Annotated in this window: 18 protein-coding genes; 13 read left to right on the top strand and 5 right to left on the bottom strand. The window is 69.2% G+C overall.

Annotated features, from left to right (window positions below; genetic code table 11):
* Positions 1-2: 2 nt before the first annotated feature.
* The 5 genes from A5706_RS20865 to A5706_RS20845 form a co-directional block, all read right to left on the bottom strand.
* The gene (locus tag A5706_RS20865) at positions 3-1,457 is read right to left on the bottom strand and encodes an aldehyde dehydrogenase (RefSeq protein ID WP_068134637.1); all 1,455 of its coding nucleotides are present in this window, start codon (positions 1,455-1,457) and stop codon (positions 3-5) included.
* Positions 1,458-1,482: 25 nt separating this feature from the next.
* Positions 1,483-2,550, bottom strand: a complete 1,068-nt coding sequence (locus A5706_RS20860; RefSeq protein WP_068134634.1) for a zinc-binding dehydrogenase — start codon at positions 2,548-2,550, stop codon at positions 1,483-1,485.
* The gene (locus tag A5706_RS20855; RefSeq protein WP_068134631.1) at positions 2,547-3,854 is read right to left on the bottom strand and encodes an MFS transporter; all 1,308 of its coding nucleotides are present in this window, start codon (positions 3,852-3,854) and stop codon (positions 2,547-2,549) included. Before A5706_RS20855 ends, A5706_RS20860 begins: the two co-directional genes overlap by 4 nt.
* A gap of 24 nt (positions 3,855-3,878) precedes the next feature.
* Complete coding sequence (phnA, locus tag A5706_RS20850) at positions 3,879-5,240, bottom strand: phosphonoacetate hydrolase (protein ID WP_197517909.1); 1,362 nt, start codon at positions 5,238-5,240, stop codon at positions 3,879-3,881.
* A 273-nt stretch (positions 5,241-5,513) separates the two neighbouring features.
* Complete coding sequence (locus A5706_RS20845; RefSeq protein ID WP_255406327.1) at positions 5,514-6,455, bottom strand: bile acid:sodium symporter family protein; 942 nt, start codon at positions 6,453-6,455, stop codon at positions 5,514-5,516.
* Between the two features lie 77 nt (positions 6,456-6,532).
* On the opposite strand from A5706_RS20845, the gene tyrS reads away from it, so the two are divergent.
* The 13 genes from tyrS to xerD all read left to right on the top strand — a co-directional run bounded on the left by tyrS (position 6,533) and on the right by xerD (position 19,995).
* Positions 6,533-7,807 (top strand): tyrosine--tRNA ligase, encoded by a 1,275-nt coding sequence (gene tyrS, locus A5706_RS20840; protein ID WP_068134626.1) that lies wholly within the window; start codon positions 6,533-6,535, stop codon positions 7,805-7,807.
* A gap of 43 nt (positions 7,808-7,850) precedes the next feature.
* On the top strand, positions 7,851-8,210 hold the full coding sequence (locus tag A5706_RS20835) for a DUF732 domain-containing protein (RefSeq protein WP_277622340.1): 360 nt from the start codon (positions 7,851-7,853) through the stop codon (positions 8,208-8,210).
* Between the two features lie 150 nt (positions 8,211-8,360).
* On the top strand, positions 8,361-9,149 hold the full coding sequence (locus A5706_RS20830) for a tetratricopeptide repeat protein (protein WP_082964521.1): 789 nt from the start codon (positions 8,361-8,363) through the stop codon (positions 9,147-9,149).
* Between the two features lies 1 nt (position 9,150).
* Positions 9,151-10,149, top strand: coding sequence for an HAD-IIA family hydrolase (locus tag A5706_RS20825; protein ID WP_068134621.1), 999 nt, complete (start codon positions 9,151-9,153; stop codon positions 10,147-10,149).
* 12 nt (positions 10,150-10,161) lie between these two features.
* Entirely contained in the window at positions 10,162-10,347 is a 186-nt protein-coding gene (locus A5706_RS20820) for a hypothetical protein (protein ID WP_068108770.1), read from the top strand.
* Between the two features lie 8 nt (positions 10,348-10,355).
* Positions 10,356-11,165: a TlyA family RNA methyltransferase gene (locus A5706_RS20815; protein ID WP_068134618.1), complete on the top strand. Its 810-nt coding sequence runs from the start codon at positions 10,356-10,358 to the stop codon at positions 11,163-11,165.
* On the top strand, positions 11,162-12,082 hold the full coding sequence (locus tag A5706_RS20810; protein ID WP_068134614.1) for an NAD kinase: 921 nt from the start codon (positions 11,162-11,164) through the stop codon (positions 12,080-12,082). Before A5706_RS20815 ends, A5706_RS20810 begins: the two co-directional genes overlap by 4 nt.
* 7 nt (positions 12,083-12,089) lie before the next feature.
* Positions 12,090-13,841: a DNA repair protein RecN gene (gene recN / locus A5706_RS20805; protein WP_068134611.1), complete on the top strand. Its 1,752-nt coding sequence runs from the start codon at positions 12,090-12,092 to the stop codon at positions 13,839-13,841.
* A gap of 557 nt (positions 13,842-14,398) precedes the next feature.
* Positions 14,399-15,580: a putative cytokinetic ring protein SteA gene (steA, locus tag A5706_RS20800; RefSeq protein WP_068134606.1), complete on the top strand. Its 1,182-nt coding sequence runs from the start codon at positions 14,399-14,401 to the stop codon at positions 15,578-15,580.
* 23 nt (positions 15,581-15,603) lie between these two features.
* Complete coding sequence (locus tag A5706_RS20795; RefSeq protein ID WP_068134603.1) at positions 15,604-16,548, top strand: copper transporter; 945 nt, start codon at positions 15,604-15,606, stop codon at positions 16,546-16,548.
* A gap of 141 nt (positions 16,549-16,689) precedes the next feature.
* Positions 16,690-18,441 carry a CTP synthase gene (locus A5706_RS20790; protein ID WP_068134602.1) on the top strand — a complete coding sequence of 584 codons (1,752 nt, stop codon included), beginning with the start codon at positions 16,690-16,692 and terminating at the stop codon, positions 18,439-18,441.
* A complete protein-coding gene (locus A5706_RS20785; protein ID WP_068134710.1) occupies positions 18,434-19,057 on the top strand; it encodes an NUDIX hydrolase in 624 nt (207 codons plus the stop codon). Before A5706_RS20790 ends, A5706_RS20785 begins: the two co-directional genes overlap by 8 nt.
* Positions 19,054-19,995, top strand: coding sequence for a site-specific tyrosine recombinase XerD (gene xerD, locus A5706_RS20780; protein ID WP_068134599.1), 942 nt, complete (start codon positions 19,054-19,056; stop codon positions 19,993-19,995). Before A5706_RS20785 ends, xerD begins: the two co-directional genes overlap by 4 nt.
* Positions 19,996-20,058 lie beyond the last annotated feature (63 nt).

Raw genomic sequence — 20,058 nt, 5'->3', positions numbered from 1 at the left:
CATCAGTACTTGATGCAGGCCGAACGCAGTTCGGTGTAAAAGTCCCACATGTCGGGCGAACACTCTGGCGGGCCGAGCTGGGATGCCTTGGCGCCGACGTGCGGAAGGTGGGCGTACGCACCGACGCCCGGTCGGTTTACGTGCAGCATGCCCGCCTGAAAGTCGTGCAACGCCTTAAAAATCAGCGCAGGATCTCGCGTGAAGATGGTGCCCGACATGCCGTAACGCACCGAGTTCGAGATCCGCATCGCGTCGTCATACCCGTCGCAGACGATTACCGACAGCACCGGGCCGAACACTTCTTCCTGGGCCACTTCGCTGTTCCAGCCGACGTTCGTCAAAACCGTCGGCTCGACAAAGTACCCTGGGGGGTCCAAGGTGAGAGTGTTTCCGCCGCAGGCGATCTCGGCCCCGTCGGCGACCGCCTTGTCGACCGCGTCAAGGCATGCACGCTGGCGTTCGGCGTTCACGACGGGGCCGATGTCAACGTGGTCCTCGTCGCCACGACCGACCCGCATCGCGCGCACGCGCGGGACCAGTCGGGCCAGCAGGGCGTCGTGCACCGTGCGGTCCACGATGACGCGGCTGGTGGCGCTGCACCGCTGACCGCTTTGGCCGAACGCGCCGTAGAGGATCGCGTCAACGGCGGCGTCGAGGTCCGCGTCGCCTAGGACGATCAACGCGTTCTTGCCGCCGAGCTCCAGTTGGGTTCGCATCAGCCGGCCGGCGCCGGCCCGGTTGATGGACTGTCCGACCGGCAGCGAGCCTGTGAACGAGATGCCCGAAACGCGGGTATCCGCAACGAGGGCCTCGCCGGCATCCCGGTCGCCCTGAATCAAATTCAGCACACCGGCCGGTGCGCCGGCGTCAGCAAACGCCTGCACCAGCAAGGCCGACGTGTGCGGCGTCAGCGGCGAGGGTTTGAGCACGGCGCTGCACCCCGCCAACAGTGCGGGGGCAACTTTCCACGTCGGGATGGTCAGCGGGAAGTTCCACGGGGTGATCAGCCCGACGACCCCAAGCGGGCGGCGAAACGTCATCGCGATGGTGCGTGGTTCCTCGGCCGGCGTGGTCACGCCGTTGATACGGCGCGCCTCACCGATGGTGAAGTCGAGGATGGCCAGCGAGCGGTGCACCTCGCCCTTCGCCTCGGTGAGCCGCTTGCCCTGCTCCCGAGTGATGGCGGCGGCGAATTCGTCGGCGCGCTGTTCGACCAGGCGTCGGGCGCGGCCGAGCACCTCGGCGCGGGCGATCGGCCCGGCGGCGTCCCACGCCGGTTGGGCCGCGACGGCTGCGTCGATCGCGGCGACGACGTCGGCGGCGCCCGATTCTGTGAACTCCCCGATGACGTCGTCGGTGTTGGCCGGGTTGATGTTGCTCCGCAGCCGCCCGCCCGCGCTCGGCTTCCACGCGCCGCCGACGTAGTTCAGCAGATGGTCGGGATGGGGCTGGGTCACTGTGGCTCCTGTGGGGCGCGCGTAATCAGCGCATCCGGACGGCGATGCGTAGGGACGCGCCGCTGCTGGCGGCGGCGACTGCGGCGTCGATGTCGTGCAAGGGGTAGGGCTGCGGGACGAGGGCGGCGAGGAATTCCTGCGAGTCGGTGCGGACAAGGAAGTCGACGGCCTCAGCGAGATCGTCGAGCCGGTAGTTGTGGCTGCCTACGACGGTCGTCAGGTTCTTGACGTAACTGCTGGGTTCGAAGCCGATCTCCGGCGCCGGCGACACCGAACCTACCAGGGCGATCCTCCCACCCACATCGATGATGTCGAACGCCCCCCGTATGGCGGCGTTGTCGCCCGACATCTCGAAAATGACGTCCGCTCCGTATTTACTTGCTGCACAGGCGATTTGATCCGGATCACAGGCCACGGTGGCGCCAAACCGGCCGGCCATCTCCCGGCGCGCTGCATCGACGTCGCAGGCGATGATGTGCTTGACTCCCAGGTCACGGGCATATGCGATGGAGGTAAGGCCCAGCATGCCGCAGCCCAAGACCACGACGGTGTCCTCGCCGCTGAGCCCCACGCGTCGGGCCGCGCACACCACCGTCGCGGTGGCGCAGTTGGCCGGCGCCGCCAAGGCGGACGGGAGATGGCGCGGCACCCGAACCAAGCCGGTGCCGGCGAGGAGGTGGCAGTGCGTCGCCAGCCCGCCGTTGAGTCGCCAGTGCGGCTCGATCGCCTCGTGTCCGTACTTGCGGACGCTCACGCATTTCTGCGGAAGGCCCCGCCGACACCGGCGACACTCCCCGCACGCGGTGCCGATGGTCCAGGTGACCCGGTCACCGGTGGCGAGTGCCCGTCCGTCGTGCCCGTAGGCCGCCGCGCCCATCGCCGCGATCGAACCGACGGCCTCGTGGCCGAGCACGGTCGGCGCGGGCGTGGGCCGGTCGCCGGCGATGGTGTGCAAATCGCTACCGCAGATGGTGGCCTGCTCGACCGCGATGAGCAGCTCACCGGGGCTCAGCCGGGGGAGCGGTTGGCTTTGCAGCGAGAATCCCTCCTCGACGCCAGACCACACCGCCGCGGTGGCGGTGTCGGAACTCAACGCCGGATCGTCAGCGCAACCAGAGCGCTGAGCACGCACGACGTGGCGACGATCGGAAAAACCAGGGCGGTATTACCTGTGTGGTCCATGACTCGGCCGATCAGCGGCTCGGCCGCCCCGGCGAACAAGTAGGAGAAGAAATCCACCACCCCGGTTGCGGTTCCGGCCATCCTCTTGCCCGCGATATCGGGACAGAGCGCCCAGAACGACGACTGCGGGCCGTACACGAAGAACCCGGTCAAGAACAGCACCACGATGCCGGCGCCGGTCCCGAGATGCCCGAGATACATGGCCATCGCAAAGACGGCACCGAGCAGCATGAACAGGATGATCGGTCGGTCGCGACGAGATCCGAAGATGCGATCGGACACTTCGCCGTTGGTCAGCGCGCCGAACGCCATGCCCACCGGAAGCGCGACGGAGATCCACAGCGGGCTGATGGCACCGCCCCCCTTGGTCCAGTTCTTGCCCAGGAAGTACACCGGCACCCAGATCAGCAACCCGTACCGCGCGGCGTTCTGAAAACCGATCGCGATTCCGGTCGACCAGATCTTGGGGTTGCGCAGCACCGCCTTGTACCGATCCAGCGACCGCCCGCCGTCCCCGTCCGCGGCGGACGGCTCGACGTGCTCGGCGTCGCCGACATAGGACGCCGGCGGCTTGACGCGGGCATTCTTGGGGTTCTCCCGGGAAAGCAGGTAGAAGGTGATCCCACCGAAGAGCATGAGCAACACCGGGATTCGGAAGATCCACTGCCAATGCAGGTGCAGCGTGTCGACCACGATCGTCGACGTCACGAACGCCACGACCGATGCCATCCCGGCCGCGAAAGTGTAGAAACCGAAGCTCTTGCCGCGTTCGTGCGGACCCCACCAGTTCGAGATCACCCGACTGCCCGACGGCCAGCCCATGGCCTGGGCGAAGCCATTGGCGCACCAGAAGAACGCCAGCGACTTGGTGCCCACCGCAAAGCTGGTGCACCAGTTGAGGATTGTGGACAGCACCGCGCCCAGGGTCATCAGCCGCCGGCCGCCGAACTTGTCGGCCACATTGCCATTGAGCATTTGGCCGGCGGCGTAACACCACAGCATCGCGCCGCTGATGGCACCTAGCGTGCCCTTGCTCAGCCCTAGATCGGCCTGGATGCCGGGGATCGCAAAGCCGAAGGTCTGCCTGCCGGTGTAGAAAAATAGGTAACAGAACATCGTCGCGAGCAGCATCCGCCACTTGAGCCTCGCGAATTTCGCCTCCGACACCGCCACCGGATCCAAAGTGGCCGTTTGCTTTTGGTAGGTGCTAGACATCGTCTTCCGCCGATCTTGGGTTGGTCACACCGCCGAAGCGGCGTCGGAATGGTGCTGTGCTACGAAAGTCGTTGCCACCCAGAAGGCGTCGTAGTTGTGCACGGACGCCGGCAGGCCGTAGGGCTCGTCGACGAGTTCGGGCGGGGGCAGACAACGGTTGATGATGAACGGGACCTGAAGCTCGCCCAGCGCGCCGTGGGAGCGCAGCGGGGCGTCGAGGCCGGTGAGGTCGTGCCAAGCCGCGAACCGGCCGAGCGCGGTGTCGGCCTCGGCGAGCACCACCACATCGCCGATCCGGTCGGGGGGCAGGCCATAGATCCGGGCGGCGTCCTCCCGACCATGGGCCGTCTCAATCCCGTCGAGCTGGCGCAGCCGCGCGATGACACGATCGCGGTCGGCACCGGCGGGGAGGTAGACGCTGGCGAACGAACCCAGCGCCCCGTGGTGGACGGTGTAGGGATCGGTGATCGGCAGGATGACCCGCACGTCGTCGCCGCCCTCAGCCCCGTCGGCGTCAGGAAGGCCGAGGATGCCCCGCACCGCGTCCTCGACGTAGAGCACCTTGGCCGTGCCGGTTTCGTCCGTCTTGGCGCTCATGCCGTGGTCGGCGGTGAGCACCACGATCGCGCCGAGGGCGTCGATTTGTGCTGCGTAGGAATCGATCATCTCGTAAAACGCGTTGGCGGCCGCGGCGCCCGGCGGGTGTTTGTGCTGGATGTAATCGGTCAGCGAGAGGTACATCAGATCGGCCCCGCGAGCCTTGAGGATCGCGACGCCCGCAGCCAGGGTGAACTCGCTGAGGTCCGCCGAATAGACCTGCGGGAGCGGCATGCCGACGAGATCGAGGACATCGCCGATGCCGTTGCCGATGATGGTGGCTTCATCGGCCTTCTCGGCGGAAAAACAGATGCCACTGCGGGCGGGGGAGACGAACTTCTCGCTGCCATCGAGGCTCGGCCCCTGATCGACGAGGCCGGCGCCGAGCAGCCGGCGCAGTTTGTCCTTGGCCGTGACGACCACAACGTCCAGGCCGGCGTGATTGGCCGCGGCGAAGATGGTCGGCGCGCGCAGGAACCGGCTGTCGTTCATCAACACCTCTTCGCTGCGCTCGGCGTCGAAAAGGTAATTGCCGCAGATGCCGTGGACGGCTGGCGGCTGACCGGTCGCGATGGAAAGGTTGTTCGGGTTGGTCAATGCGGGCATCGCGCAGTGCGCCGGCCATGTGCTGCCCCGACCGGCCAGCACCGCGCTCAGCCACGGCATCCGACGGGCCTTCATCGCTTCCACGTGATAGTCCGGTTCGCTCCCGTCGATGCAAATGACGACGACGGGGGCGTCGGTCATCAGGTACGCCCGGTTGTTGACGGAGAAATTGGTCGACCGCACTGCCGCTCCTTGTTCGGTGGCTTGCCGGGGAAAAGAGTGCCTGCGGTCGACGCCGGGCAGAACCCCGAATTGCCCTATGGGAGCCATAGCCCGCGCGATGAAACGTCGACAACATTTAGGCCGAACGTTTTCTGGTTGAACGGCGGGTGAGCACAACGTAGCGAGTTCAAGCTCTCTCGCATACGCGATGCTCAGCCGGCGCTAACCCATGCCGACCCTCATCCGAAACGGCTTCTGGCCCAAGCGCTTAATGGGCTTCGCGCTTGCGCCCGGCTAGGCAGCAGCGGGAGTGTCCGGGCGCGATACGACCCGAAACGCCGGGTCCAGGCGGCGCGCGATCAACACGAACGTCACGGCCAGCAGCGGCGCGATGGCGCTGTAGACCGCGGCGGGCGTGGCCATCACGGCGCTGTTCAGCAACTGCGGGCTCAGCGCGATGCCCATCGCCACGACGGCGTTGTGCATCCCGACCTCCAGGCTGACAGCGACGGCCTGCCGCGGGGCCAGGCGCATCAGGCGTGGCGCGAGGTAGCCGACCATCAGGCTCACGGCGCAGAAAACCACGACGGCCCCGGTCAGCAGGCCGATGTTGTGCCAGAGCGTTGTTCGTCCGCCGGCGATGGCCGCAACGATCGCCAGCACCAGCAGCGTGAGCGCCGCGATCCGGACCGGCTTCTGCATTCGCCGGGCCAGCTCGGGGAAGCGGTGACGAATGGCAACCCCGATCGCGATGGGAACCAGCACCAGGCCGATCACCGCCAGGAACTTGTCCAGCTGCAGCGGCAGAAACCGCCCTTCACCGAGAAACCACGTCATCGCCACCGCCAGAATCGTGGGCAGGGCAACGATTGACAGCACCGCGTTGATTGCGGTCAGGGTGAGGTTTAGCGCCAGATCGCCGTTGAACAAATGGCTCAGGATGTTCGACATCGTCCCGCCGGGGGTCGCCGACATCAGCATGAGCCCGACCGCCAGGTGCGGTTCGAGATGGAAGACCTCGGCGATCACCAGGCACAGGGTCGGCAGCAGCAACGCCTGACAGATGAGCGCCACCGTGAGTGGTTTGCGCAGGCCCGCGGCCCGCTTGAAATCGTCGACGGTGAGGGTCAGCCCCAGCGCGAGCATGATGATCGCGACGACCAACGGCCAGTATCGGTTGTCCATGACGCTCCGCGTTGTTGGTGCGCGTACCGGGAAAAGCGGGGGCGCGACGATGCGCCACGTAGTTAGCTTGCCTTATATCACGGCGCGTGGGCGAATCGACCGCGTCACAGCGACTAAAGTCGTGCGCGATGAATTCCGGGATCCTTGACGAGCTGGGGTGGCGCGGGCTGATCGCGCAGTCCACCGACCTTGACGCGCTGGCCGCCGAGGCGGAGCGCGGTCCGATGACCGTCTACGCCGGATTCGACCCGACCGCGCCGAGCCTGCACGCCGGGCACCTGGTTCCGCTGCTGGCGCTGCGCCGCTTCCAGCGGGCCGGCCACCGGCCGATCGTGCTCGCCGGCGGCGCCACCGGAATGATCGGCGACCCGCGCGACGTCGGCGAGCGCAGCCTCAACGAGGCGGACACCGTCGCCGCGTGGACCGAGCGCATCCGCGGGCAGCTGGAGCGCTTCGTCGACTTCGACAACTCGCCCACGGGAGCCGTCGTCGTCAACAACCTGGACTGGACGGGCCCGCTGTCGGCCATCGAGTTCCTGCGCGACATCGGCAAGCACTTCTCGGTCAACGTGATGCTGGACCGCGACACCATCCGGCGGCGCCTCGACGGCGAGGGCATCTCCTACACGGAGTTCAGCTACATGCTGTTGCAGGCCAACGACTACGTCGAGCTGCACCAGCGCCTCGGCTGCACGCTGCAGATCGGCGGCTCGGATCAGTGGGGCAACATCATCGCCGGGGTACGCCTGGTCCGCCAGAAGCTCGGCGCGACGGTGCACGCGCTGACGGTCCCGCTGGTGACCGCGGCCGACGGCACCAAGTTCGGCAAGTCCACCGGCGGCGGCAGCCTGTGGCTGGACCCCGAGATGACCAGCCCGTACGCCTGGTACCAGTACTTCATCAACACCGCCGACGCCGACGTGATCCGCTACTTGCGCTGGTTCACCTTCCTGTCCGCCGACGAGCTGGCCGAGCTGGAGCGGGCCACCGCCGAGCGCCCGCAGCAGCGCGCCGCGCAGCGGCGACTGGCCCGCGAGCTGACCGTGCTGGTGCACGGCGAGGCGGCCACCGAGGCCGTCGAGCACGCCAGCCGGGCGCTGTTCGGGCAGGGCGAACTGGACCGGTTGGACGAGGCGACGCTGGCCGCGGCGCTGCGCGAGACGTCGGTCGCCGAGCTCAAGCCCGGCAGTCCCGACGGGATCGTCGACCTGCTGGTGGCCAGCGGCCTCTCGGCGAGCAAGGGCGCCGCGCGGCGCACGATCGGCGAGGGCGGTGTTTCGGTCAACAACGTGCGCGTCGACAGCGAGGAATGGGCGCCCCGGCCCTCGGACTTCCTGCACGGCCGATGGCTGGTGCTGCGGCGCGGCAAGCGCAACGTCGCGGGCATCGAACGCGTCGCCTAGTCGTTACCGTGTCGTATCGCCGACGTGACCTCGGCTGACCAGGGTGGTCACGGTGACTAGCGCGACGCGGATGCTGCGGGTGATGGTGCTGAGCGCGGGCCTGGCCGGCCTGACCGCCGTACTGGCCGCACCCGTGCACGCCGACTGGATGGGCAACGCGTTTCTGCGGGCCCTCACCAACGCCGGCGTCCCGGTGTCGCAGCCCGACAGCGCGACGGCGCTCGGTAGGTCGGTGTGCCCGATGCTCGTGGAACCCGGCGGGTCGTTTGACTCGGTGATCAGCACGGTCGCCGATGGCCACGGAATGTCGCACGACGCGGCGGGCGTTTTCACCATCGTCGCGATCGCGACCTACTGCCCCGCGGTGCTGGCGCCGCTGCTGACGGACCGCCCGCCCGCGTAGTCGGCCTCGCGCCGCCCGCCGTGTGTACTCACGGCTTTCGGTGTGTACACGGGGCGCGATCTGGGCACTTTTCCCGCCCTGGCCGCACACTCAAGGCCATCACCGCACACTCGTCAAAGGCCCCGCCGCCGCGCCCGTATCCTTTGCAGAGTGGTCGACGACAGGCAGGGGCACAGCGGTAGGCGGGGACCGCGCAAGGCATCCGGCTCCTGGTCGGGTCCCGGCCGCGCCCGGCCGGCGCAGCCGCGCACCGCTGACAAGGACCATCGCGCGCCGAACGACGGGCCCCCGATACCGCCCGGCGTGGAAGCCAAACAACTGGCGCCCGAAATCCGCCGCGAGCTGAGCACGCTGGACCGTGCCACGGCCGACGCGGTGGCGCGGCACCTGGTCGCCGCCGGTGAGCTGATCGACGAGGACCCCGAGGCCGCGCTGAAACACGCCCGTGCGGCGCGGGCCCGGTCCAGCCGGATCGCCGCGGTCCGCGAGGCCGTCGGAATCGCCGCCTACCACTGCGGCGACTGGGCCCAGGCGCTCGCCGAATTGCGAGCCGCCCGCAGGATGGGCAGCAAGTCGCCGCTGCTCGCGCTGATCGCCGATTGCGAACGCGGCCTTGGCCGTCCGGAGCGGGCGATCGAATTGGCGCGCGGCGAGGAGGCGGCCCAGCTGTCCGGCGACGACGCCGACGAGCTGCGGATCGTCGCCGCCGGCGCCCGCGCGGATCTCGGGCAGCTCGAGCAGGCGCTGACCGTCCTGTCCACCCCCCAGCTCGACACGAGCCGCAGCGGCTCGACGGCGGCCCGGCTGTTCTACGCCTACGCCGACACGCTGCTGGCGCTCGGCCGCAATGACGAGGCGCTGGAATGGTTCCTGCGCTCGGCGGCCGCCGATATCGACGGCGTCACCGACGCCGAAGAGCGCGTCGGCGAGCTCGCCTGAGATGAAAACCATTGCGCAGCAATACGATTGCCTGCTCGTCGACCTGGACGGCACCGTCTTCCGCGGCGCCCAGCCCACCGAGGGCGCCGTGCGGTCGCTTGACGAAGTCGAAAGCCGCAAGCTCTTTGTGACCAACAACGCCTCCCGCAGCGCCGACGAGGTGGCGCTGCACCTGCGCGAGCTCGGCTTCACCGCGACCGCGACCGACGTCGTCACCAGCGCCCAGAGCGCGGCCCGGCTGCTGGCCGACGAGCTCGCCCAGGAATCGCGGGTGCTGATCGTCGGCACCGACGCGCTGGCCAACGAGATCGCCGCCGTCGGGCTGCGCCCGGTGCGCCGCTACGACGACGACCCCGTCGCCGTCGTGCAGGGCCTCTCCACCACCATCGGCTGGCCCGACCTCGCCGAGGCCGCCCTGGCCATCCGGGCGGGCGCGCTGTGGGTGGCCGCCAACGTCGACCCGACCCTGCCCACCGAGCGCGGCCTGCTGCCGGGAAACGGATCGTTCGTCGCCGCGCTGCGGGCCGCCACCGGCGCCGAACCGCGGGTCGCGGGCAAGCCGGCGCCCCGGCTGCTGCAGGACGCGGTGGCCCGCGGCGACTTCCGCGCGCCCCTGGTGGTCGGCGACCGGCTGGACACCGACATCGAGGGCGCCAACGCCGCTGACCTGCCCAGCCTGATGGTGCTCACCGGGGTCAGCACCGCCCGCGACGCCGTGTTCGCAGCGCCGGAGCTCCGGCCGACCTACATCGCCCACGACCTGCGCTCGCTGCACTCCGAGGGCGAGCGGCTCGCGGTGAAGCCGCAGCCCGGCTGGCACGTCGAGGTCGGGGACCGGGTGGTGACGGTCACCGCCAACGGCGCCGACGAGGGCGACGGGCTCTCGGTCGTCCGGGCCGTCGCGCACGCGGTGTGGGGCGCCGCGGCGGCCGGGCCCGTGCGCATCGAGGCGGCCGACGCGCGCGCCCGGGACGCGCTGCAGCGCTGGTCTCTGGACTAGCGTGGGTACCCGATGAATATCGATCCCGATCAGCTTCGCGCTGAAATAGATGCCCTGGTCGCCCAGCTGTCGGATATCGGGGATCCGGAAAACCCCGAACACGAGCCGTCCCTCGCCGAGCTCGAAGAGATAGCGCGCCGCCTCTCCGAGGCGCACGACGTGCTGCTGGCCGCGCTGGAGTCGGCGGAGAAGGGCTGAGTACCGCCGTGGCACGACGTGCCCGCGTCGACGCCGAGCTCGTCCGCCGCGGGCTCGCCCGATCCCGCCAGCAGGCCGCGGAGTTGATCGGCGCCGGCAAGGTGAGCATCGACGGCATGCCCGCGCGCAAGCCCGGCACCGCGGTCGACATCACCGCCGCCCTGACCGTCACTGACGAGAACGAGCGCGCCTGGGTGTCGCGAGGGGCGCACAAGCTCATCGGCGCCCTGGACGCCTTCGGCGTTGCGGTCGCGGGCCGCCGCTGCCTGGACGCGGGCGCGTCGACGGGCGGGTTCACCGAGGTGCTGCTGGATCGCGGGGCGACCGAGGTGGTGGCCGCCGACGTCGGCTATGGCCAGCTGGCCTGGTCGCTGCGGTCCGATCCCCGGGTAATCGTCGTCGAGCGCACCAACGCCCGCGCACTGACGCCGGAGGCCATCGGCGGCCCGGTCGACCTGGTGGTGGCCGACCTGTCGTTCATCTCGCTGGCCACCGTGTTGCCCGCGCTGATTGGATGCGCTTGGCCCAGCGCGGATATCGTTCCCATGGTGAAGCCGCAGTTTGAGGTGGGCAAAGGCCAGGTCGGCGCCGGTGGGGTCGTCCAGGATCCCGGCCTGCGCGCCGACGCGGTTTTGCGGGTCGCGCGGCGCGCGGGGGAGCTGGGCTGGCAAGCCGTCGACGTCACCGCCAGCCCGCTGCCGGGCCCGTCGGGCAATGTCGAATACTTCTTGTGGCTGCGTGCCGAGACCGATCGGGGGCTATCTGCTGATGGGCTGGTGGACGCGGTGCGGCGCGCCGTGGAAGAGGGCCCGCAATGAACACTGAGCGCACCGTGCTGCTGGTGGTGCACACCGGCCGTGAGGAAGCGACCGAGACCGCGCGCCGGGTTCAGAAGGTGCTGGGCGACAATGGGATTGGGCTGCGGGTGCTGTCCGCCGAGGCGGTCGACCGCGGACCGCTGAACCTGGCCCCCGACGACATGCGGGCCATGGGCGTGGAAATCGAGGTGGTCGACGCCGAGCCGTCGGCGGCCGAGGGCTGCGAACTGGTGCTGGTGCTCGGCGGCGACGGTACCTTCCTGCGCGCGGCCGAATTGGCCCGCAACGCCGGGATTCCGGTGCTCGGCGTCAACCTGGGCCGGATCGGCTTCCTCGCCGAGGCCGAAGCCGAGGCGATCGACCGGGTGCTCGATCACGTGGTGGCCCGCGACTACCGGGTGGAGAACCGCCTGACGCTGGACGTCGCGGTGCTGCACAAGGGCCACGTCGAACACGGCTGGGCGCTTAACGAGGTCAGCCTGGAAAAGGGTCCCCGGCTGGGCGTGCTCGGCGTGGTCGTCGAGGTTGACGGCCGCCCGGTGTCCGCGTTCGGCTGCGACGGGGTGCTGGTGTCGACGCCGACCGGCTCCACCGCCTACGCGTTCTCAGCCGGCGGCCCGGTGCTCTGGCCCGACCTGGAGGCAATCCTGGTGGTGCCCAACAACGCTCACGCGCTGTTCGGCCGGCCCATGGTCACCAGCCCCGAGGCCACCATCGCGATCGAGACCGAGGCGGACGGGCACGACGCCCTGGTGTTCTGCGACGGGCGCCGCGAAATGAGGATCCCGGCCGGCAGCCGGATCGAGGTGACCCGCTGCGACACCCCGGTCAAGTGGGCGCGGCTGGACAGCGCGCCGTTCACCGACCGCTTGGTGCGCAAGTTCCGGTTGCCGGTGACCGGTTGGCGCGGAAAGTAATGACCGGGTGCTTACCGAAATACGCATCGAGTCGCTGGGTGCCATCAGCGCCGCGGTCGGGGAGTTCGGCCACGGCCTGACGGTGCTGACCGGCGAGACCGGCACCGGCAAGACCATGGTGGTGACCGGGCTGCACCTGCTCGGCGGGGGCCGGGCCGACCCGAACCGGGTCCGCTCGGGGGCCGACCGCGCCGTCGTCGAAGGCCGTTTCACCACAACCGATCTCGACGACGAGACGGCGGCGCAACTGGACGCGATCCTGGAAGACTTGGGCGCCGAGCGTGACGAGGACGGCAGCGTGATCGCGCTGCGCTCGGTCAGCCGCGACGGACCGTCGCGAGCTTCCCTTGGCGGGCGCAGCGTGCCCGCCAAGTCGTTGGGCGACTTCACCACCGAGCTGCTCACCCTGCATGGGCAGAACGACCAGCTGCGCCTGATGCGGGCCGAAGAGCAACGCGGCGCGCTGGACCGCTTCGCCGAGGCCGGTCCCGCCCTCGAGCGATACCGCAAGCTCCGCGAGGCGTGGCTGACGGCGCGCCGCGACCTGATCGACCGCCGCGAGCGAGCCCGCGAGCTCGCGCAGGAGGCCGACCGATTGCAGTTCGCGCTGAACGAGATCGACACCGTCGACCCGCAACCCGGGGAAGACGACGCGCTCGTCGCCGACGTCCTGCGCCTCTCGGAGCTGGACACGCTGCGCGAGGCCGCCGCCACGGCGCGCGCCGCGTTGTCGGCCGACGACGGCGACGGGCTCGGCGGGGGCGCGATCGACTGTCTCGGAAAGGCAAGGGCCGCACTCGAATCCACCGACGACGCCACGCTGCAGGCATTGGCCGGCCAGATCGCCGAGGCGCTGACGGTGGTCGACGACGCGGCTCACGAACTGGGCGGCTTCCTCGACGAGCTGCCCGTCGATGCGAGCGCGCTGGAATCCAAGCTGGCTCGCCAGGCCCAGCTGCGCACGCTGACCCGCAAGTACGCCGCCGACATCGACGGGGTGCTGCGGTGGGCGGGCGAATCGCGGGAGCGGCTGGCGCAACTCGACGTGTCCGAAGAGGCGATCACCGCGCTGCAACGCCGTGTCGACGAGCTGGCGCGCGAATTGGGCGACGCCGCAGTCGATCTCGGTAAGGTTCGGCGCAAGGCCGCCAAGCGGCTGGCCAAGGCGGTGACCGCGGAACTGTCCGGGCTGGCGATGGCCGACGCCGAGTTCACCATCGACGTGGCCATCGATGTGGCAACTGACCCGGACGATCCCGCCACCCTGACGCTGCCCTCGGGCGAGACGGTTCGCGCCGGCAGTGACGGCATCGACCAGGTCGAGTTCGGCTTCGCGGCGCATCGCGGCATGACCGTGCTGCCGCTGGCCAAGAGCGCCTCCGGCGGCGAGCTGTCCCGCGTCATGCTGGCGTTAGAGGTTGTCTTGGCGGCCTCGGCCGCCGGCACCACGATGGTGTTCGACGAGGTGGACGCCGGCGTCGGCGGCCGCGCCGCGGTCCAGATTGGCCGGCGGCTCGCGCGGCTGGCCCGCACGCATCAGGTCATCGTGGTCACGCACCTGCCGCAGGTCGCCGCCTACGGCGACGTGCACCTGGTGGTGCACAGCGCCGGACCCAAGGGCACCAGCGTGGTGCGCCGGGCGAGCGGCGACGAGCGGGTCGCCGAGCTGGCGCGGATGCTCGCGGGCCTCGGCGACTCCGACAGCGCCCGCGCGCACGCCCGGGAACTGCTCGAGACCGCCCAGGCCGACGCCGACTAGTCCCCCTCCACGCGTGCGTCCGCGTTTGTACGCCGACACGCCGCAAACTGCGTACAGATGCGCGCCCTCGCCTCCAGAATCAGAAGTTGTAGCCCTTGTTGATCGGCTTGGTCTACGGTGCGGCAATGCAGCGAATTAGCCTGGCATTGAACACAGCCACGTCCGGGCCTTGGGCCGAATATGCGGGGGTTGCAGTCGCAGCGGTGCTACTAATCGGTTTGCCACTGGGTGCGGTGATTTATGGTCTGGTGAGCGCCCGCGGCCGGCAGCGCAAAAGGCTCGTCGTCCTGGTGTTGACCACATTCCTCGTTTACGTCGGCGTCTTGCTTGCTGTGAACCTTTGGAACCACGCACACAGGCATCACAGCCCCAGCCATCCCACCGGCGTGCCCTCCGGCCGCCCTTCGTGACTGTCGAGGTTCGGGCACTCACCTCCCACCCTCACCGCGACCGAACCGGGATCAGCCTGTTACTAATGTGACTCTAGATAACTTATGAGGCAGATGTTACGGCGCGCCTACTCGCCTCGCCCTGGCTTCGCGGACAGAATCGCCCCCATGAAGATGTCAGGTCTGCTTTCGCGTAACACGACACGGCCGGGCCTCACCGGCACCGCCCGGGTCGACCGGAACATCGATCGCCTGCTGCGCAGGGTGTGTCCCGGCGACATCGTGGTGCTCGACATCCTGGATCTGGACCGCATCACAGCGGACGCGTTGGTGGAGGCCGACATCGCCGCCGTCGTCAACGCGTCGCCGTCGGTGTCGGGGCGCTACCCGAATCTTGGCCCCGAGGTTCTGGTCAACAACGGGGTGACCCTGATCGACGAGACCGGGCCCGACGTCTTCAAGAAGGTCAAGGACGGCGCCAAGATCCGCCTCTACGAGGGCGGCGTGTATTCCGGTGACCGGCGGCTGGTCCGCGGCACCGAGCGCACCGACCACGACATCGCCGACCTGATGCGGGAGGCCAAGAGCGGCCTCGCGGCCCACCTGGAGGCGTTCGCCGGCAACACGATCGAGTTCATCAAGAGCGAGAGCCCGCTGTTGATCGACGGCATCGGCATCCCCGACATCGACGTCGACCTGCGCCGCCGGCACGTGGTGATCGTGGCCGACGAGCCCAGCGCCGAGGACGAGCTGCGCTCCCTCAAACCGTTCATCAAGGAGTACCAGCCGGTGCTCATCGGCGTCGGCACCGGTGCGGATGTGTTGCGCAAGAACGGTTATCGCCCCCAGATCATCGTCGGCGACCCCGACCAGATCAGCACCGACACCCTCAAGTGCGGCGCCCAGGTCGTGCTGCCCGCCGACGCCGACGGCCACGCGCCGGGCCTGGAACGGATCCAGGACCTCGGCGTCGGGGCGATGACCTTCCCGGCCGCCGGTTCGGCGGTCGACCTGGCCTTGCTGCTGGCCGACCACCACGGTGCCGCGTTGCTCGTGACGGCCGGCCACACCGCCAACATCGAGACGTTCTTCGACCGCAACCGCACCCAGAGCAACCCCTCGACGTTCCTGACGCGGCTTCGGGTGGGGGAGAAGGTGGTCGACGCCAAGGCCGTTGCGACCTTGTACCGCAACCACATTTCGGCGGGCGCCATCGCGCTGCTGGCGCTGACGATGCTGATCGCCGTCATCGTCGCGCTGTGGGTCTCGCGCACCGACGGCGTGGTGATGCACTGGATCACCCACTACTGGAACCACTTCACCCTGTGGATACAGCACTTGCTCACATAGCTTTTCGACGAACGGTGCGTTAAATGATCTCGTTACGCCAACACGCCCTATCCCTGGCCGCGGTCTTCCTGGCGTTGGCCGTGGGCGTCGTGCTGGGCTCCGGATTCCTCTCGGACACCCTGCTGTCCAGCCTGCGTGACGAGAAGCGCGACCTGTACACCCAGATCAACGGGCTGAACGACCAGAAGAACGCGATGAACGAAAAGCTTGCCGCCGCAAACAATTTCGACAACCAGCTGGCCGGCCGGATCGTGCACGACGCGCTGGGTGGGAAGTCGGTGGTGATGTTCCGCACCCCGGACGCCCGGGACGACGACGTCGCCGCGATCGCGAAATTCATCGGCCAGGCCGGCGGAACCGTCGCCGGAACGGTCTCGCTCACCCAGGAGTTCGTCGACGCCAACTCCGCGGAGAAGCTGCGGACGGTGGTGAACTCCTCGATCCTGCCCGCCGGTCAGCAGTTGAGCACCAAGCTCGTCGACCAGGGCTCGCAGGCCGGCGACCTGCTCGGCATCGCCATGCTGATCAACGCCAACCCGGCCACCCCGCCGATCGACGACGCGCAGCGCGACACCGTGCTGGCGTCGCTGCGCGACACCGGCTTCATCACCTATCAGCCCGCCGACCACCTGGGGGCGGCCAACGCCGCGCTGGTCGTGACCGGCGGCGCATTGCCGCAGGACGCCGGCAATCAGGGCGTGAGCGTGGCCCGGTTCTCCGCCGCACTTGCACCCCACGGCTCGGGCACCCTGCTGGCGGGCCGCGACGGCTCGGCGACGGGGGGCGCGGCGGTCGCCACCGCCCGCGCCGACGCCGGCATGAACACGGCGATCAGCACCGTCGACGACATCGACGCCGCGCCGGGACGGATCACGACGGTCCTGGGCCTGCACGATCTGATCAACGGCGGCCACATCGGGCAGTACGGCACCGGGCACGGCGCCACCTCGATCACCGTGCCCCAGTAAATCGTCGGTGGGCCCTCGCTAGGGCGTGTTCGCGGCGCGTCGGCGTGCCGGATGTTAGGGTGGATTTCCGTGGGTCGGCAGGCCCAGCTAGTTAAATTGCTAGACAAATCCAAGCCCTGCCCGTCTTCACGGAGGTCGCCAGTGCGCAAGCACCCGCAAACCGCCACCAAGCACCTCTTCGTCAGCGGTGGGGTTGCTTCCTCGCTCGGCAAGGGGCTCACCGCCAGCAGCCTGGGGCAGCTACTGACGGCTCGCGGGTTGCACGTCACGATGCAAAAGCTCGACCCCTACCTCAATGTGGACCCGGGCACCATGAACCCGTTCCAGCACGGCGAGGTGTTCGTCACCGAGGACGGCGCTGAGACCGACCTCGACGTCGGCCACTACGAGCGGTTCCTGGACCGCGACCTGTCCGGATCGGCGAATGTGACCACGGGGCAAGTGTATTCGACCGTCATCGCCAAGGAGCGGCGCGGCGAGTACCTCGGCGACACCGTCCAGGTCATTCCGCACATCACCGACGAGATCAAGCGGCGGATCCTGGCCATGGCCCAGCCGGACGCCGACGGCAATCGCCCGGACGTCGTCATCACCGAAATCGGCGGCACCGTAGGCGATATCGAGTCGCAGCCCTTTCTGGAGGCGGCGCGCCAGGTGCGCCACGACCTCGGCCGGGAAAACGTGTTCTTCCTGCACGTGTCGCTGGTGCCGTACCTGGCGCCCTCGGGTGAGCTCAAGACCAAGCCCACCCAGCACTCGGTCGCCGCGCTGCGCAGCATCGGTATCACCCCGGACGCGCTGATCCTGCGCTGCGATCGCGACGTCCCCGAGCCGCTGAAGAACAAGATCGCCCTGATGTGTGACGTCGACATCGACGGCGTCATCTCCACCCCGGACGCGAAGTCGATTTACGACATCCCGAAGGTGTTGCACCGCGAGGAGCTCGACGCGTTCGTGGTCCGCCGGCTCAACCTGCCGTTCCGCGACGTCGACTGGACCGAATGGGACGACCTGCTGCGCCGGGTACACGAGCCGCACGAGACCGTGCGAATCGCGTTGGTGGGCAAGTACGTCGAGCTGTCCGATGCCTACCTGTCGGTCACCGAGGCGCTGCGCGCCGGCGGGTTCAAGCACCAGGCCAAGGTCGAGATGGTGTGGATACCGTCCGACGACTGTGCGAACCCCCATGACGCCGCCGCCGCGCTGAGCGACGTGCACGGCGTCCTGGTGCCCGGCGGTTTCGGCATCCGCGGCATCGAGGGCAAGATCGGCGCCATCCGGCACGCCCGCGGCCGCGGCTTGCCGGTGCTGGGGCTGTGCCTTGGGCTGCAGTGCATCGTGATCGAGGCCGCCCGCTCGGCCGGCCTGATGGAAGCCAACTCGGCCGAATTCGAGCCGGGCACACCGGATCCCGTCATCTCCACGATGGCCGACCAGGAGCACATCGTGGCCGGCAACGCCGACCTCGGCGGCACCATGCGGCTCGGGGCCTACCCCGCCGTGCTGGAGCCGGATTCGATTGTGGCCCAGGCGTACGGCGCGACGGAGGTGTCCGAGCGGCACCGGCACCGCTACGAGGTCAACAACGCCTACCGCGACAAGATCGCCGAGAGCGGCCTGCGCTTCTCGGGCACCTCGCCCGACGGCCACCTCGTCGAGTTCGTCGAGTACCCGCCCGAGGTGCACCCGTTCATCGTCGGCACCCAGGCCCACCCGGAGCTCAAGAGCCGGCCCACCCGGCCGCACCCGCTGTTCGTCGCGTTCGTCAAGGCCTCCCTGGACTACAAGGCGGGCGAGCAGCTTCCGGTGGAGATCCCGGAGCAGTCGTCCAACGGCAACCAGCATCGTGACAGCGTTCAGCGGCCGCTACCCGAGCCCGCGACCCGTGGCTGAGCACGTCTTCGAGACGGCGTCATCCGAAACGCTGCACACCGGAAAGATATTCGCGCTGCGCCGCGATCAGGTCCGGATGCCCGGCGGCAAGCTCGTCACCCGTGAAGTCGTCGAGCACTTCGGCGCGGTGGCCGTGGTGGCGATGGACGACGACGGCAACATCCCGTTGGTGTATCAGTACCGGCACGCGTTCGGGCGGCGGCTGTGGGAGCTGCCCGCCGGGCTGCTCGACGTCGGTGGCGAGCCCGCGGAGCTGACCGCCGCCCGGGAACTGCACGAGGAGGCCGGCCTGAAGGCCGACACCTGGCGCGTGCTCGTCGACCTCGACTCCACGCCCGGCTTCAGCGACGAATCCGTGCGCGTCTACCTGGCCACCGGCCTCACCCAGGTGGACCGGCCCGAAGCGCACGACGAAGAGGCCGACATGACGCTGCAGTGGTATCCGCTGGAAGATGCCGTCGACAAGGTGTTCAGGGGCGAGATCGTGAATGCCATTGCGGTGGCGGGGATTTTGGCCGCGCACGTCGCCACCACCGAGTTCATGATGACGCGCCCGCCCCGCAGCCCGTGGCTCGACAAGCCGACCGCGTTCGCCGCGCGAAAGGCCGCGCAATGACGGCGGCGGTTCTGGACACCCAGCTGCAGGGCTACCTCGACCACCTGACCATCGAACGGGGCGTGGCGAAGAACACGCTGACCTCCTATCGCCGCGACCTGCGCCGCTATTCGAAGCACCTGTCGGACCGCGGAATTCACGACCTGGCCAAGGTCGGCGAGGACGACGTCAGCGAGTTCCTCGTCTCGCTGCGCCGCGGCGACCCCGACGCCGGGACGGCGGCGCTGTCGGCGGTGTCGGCGGCGCGGGCGCTGATCGCGGTGCGCGGTCTGCACCGGTTCGCCGCCGCCGAAGGCCTCGCCGAGCTGGATGTGGCTCGGGCCGTGCGCCCCCCGACGCCCGGCCGTCGGCTTCCCAAGAGCCTGACGATCGACCAGGTGCTGGCGCTGCTCGAAGGCGCCGGCGGGGACGGCCCGAGCGACGGCCCGCTGACGCTGCGCAACCGTGCCCTGCTGGAGTTGTTGTACTCCACCGGATCTCGGATCTCCGAGGCCGTCGGCCTCGACGTCGACGACATCGACACCGAGGCACGGTCGGTGCTGCTGCGCGGCAAGGGCGGTAAGCAGCGACTTGTGCCCATCGGGCGCCCCGCCGTGCAGGCGCTGGACGCCTACCTGGTGCGCGGCCGCCCCGACCTGGCACGGCGCGGCCGCGGCACGCCGGCCATCTTCCTCAACGCCCGCGGCGGCCGGCTGTCGCGGCAGAGCGCGTGGCAGGTGCTGCAGGACGCCGCCGAGCGCGCCGGGATCACCTCGGGCGTGTCGCCGCACATGCTGCGGCATTCCTTTGCGACCCACCTGCTGGAGGGCGGCGCCGACGTTCGCGTCGTGCAGGAGCTCCTCGGGCACGCGTCGGTAACGACGACGCAGATCTACACGCTGGTCACCGTGCACGCGCTGCGCGAGGTGTGGGCCGGGGCGCACCCGCGCGCGCAATAATTGGCGGGACCGGGCGCAATAACGGCGCGAGCAGACGCAAAAGCCCCCATTTCGTCGGCGTGT

The organism is Mycobacterium sp. E796, from assembly GCF_001672815.1.
GTDB lineage: Bacteria > Actinomycetota > Actinomycetes > Mycobacteriales > Mycobacteriaceae > Mycobacterium.
The sequence above is the reverse complement of the archived record's forward strand: the minus strand, read 5'-3'. Positions and strand labels throughout refer to the sequence as shown.

Excerpts from the sequence above, each read along its gene's own strand:
- xerD (WP_068134599.1), top strand. The coding sequence starts at position 19,054 with ATGACGGCGGCGGTTCTGGACACCCAGCTGCAGGGCTACCTCGACCAC.
- A5706_RS20855 (WP_068134631.1), bottom strand. The coding sequence starts at position 3,854 with ATGTCTAGCACCTACCAAAAGCAAACGGCCACTTTGGATCCGGTGGCG.
- A5706_RS20810 (WP_068134614.1), top strand. The coding sequence starts at position 11,162 with ATGAACACTGAGCGCACCGTGCTGCTGGTGGTGCACACCGGCCGTGAG.
- steA (WP_068134606.1), top strand. The coding sequence starts at position 14,399 with ATGAAGATGTCAGGTCTGCTTTCGCGTAACACGACACGGCCGGGCCTC.
- A5706_RS20820 (WP_068108770.1), top strand. The coding sequence starts at position 10,162 with ATGAATATCGATCCCGATCAGCTTCGCGCTGAAATAGATGCCCTGGTC.
- A5706_RS20795 (WP_068134603.1), top strand. The coding sequence starts at position 15,604 with ATGATCTCGTTACGCCAACACGCCCTATCCCTGGCCGCGGTCTTCCTG.
- A5706_RS20825 (WP_068134621.1), top strand. The coding sequence starts at position 9,151 with ATGAAAACCATTGCGCAGCAATACGATTGCCTGCTCGTCGACCTGGAC.
- tyrS (WP_068134626.1), top strand. The coding sequence starts at position 6,533 with ATGAATTCCGGGATCCTTGACGAGCTGGGGTGGCGCGGGCTGATCGCG.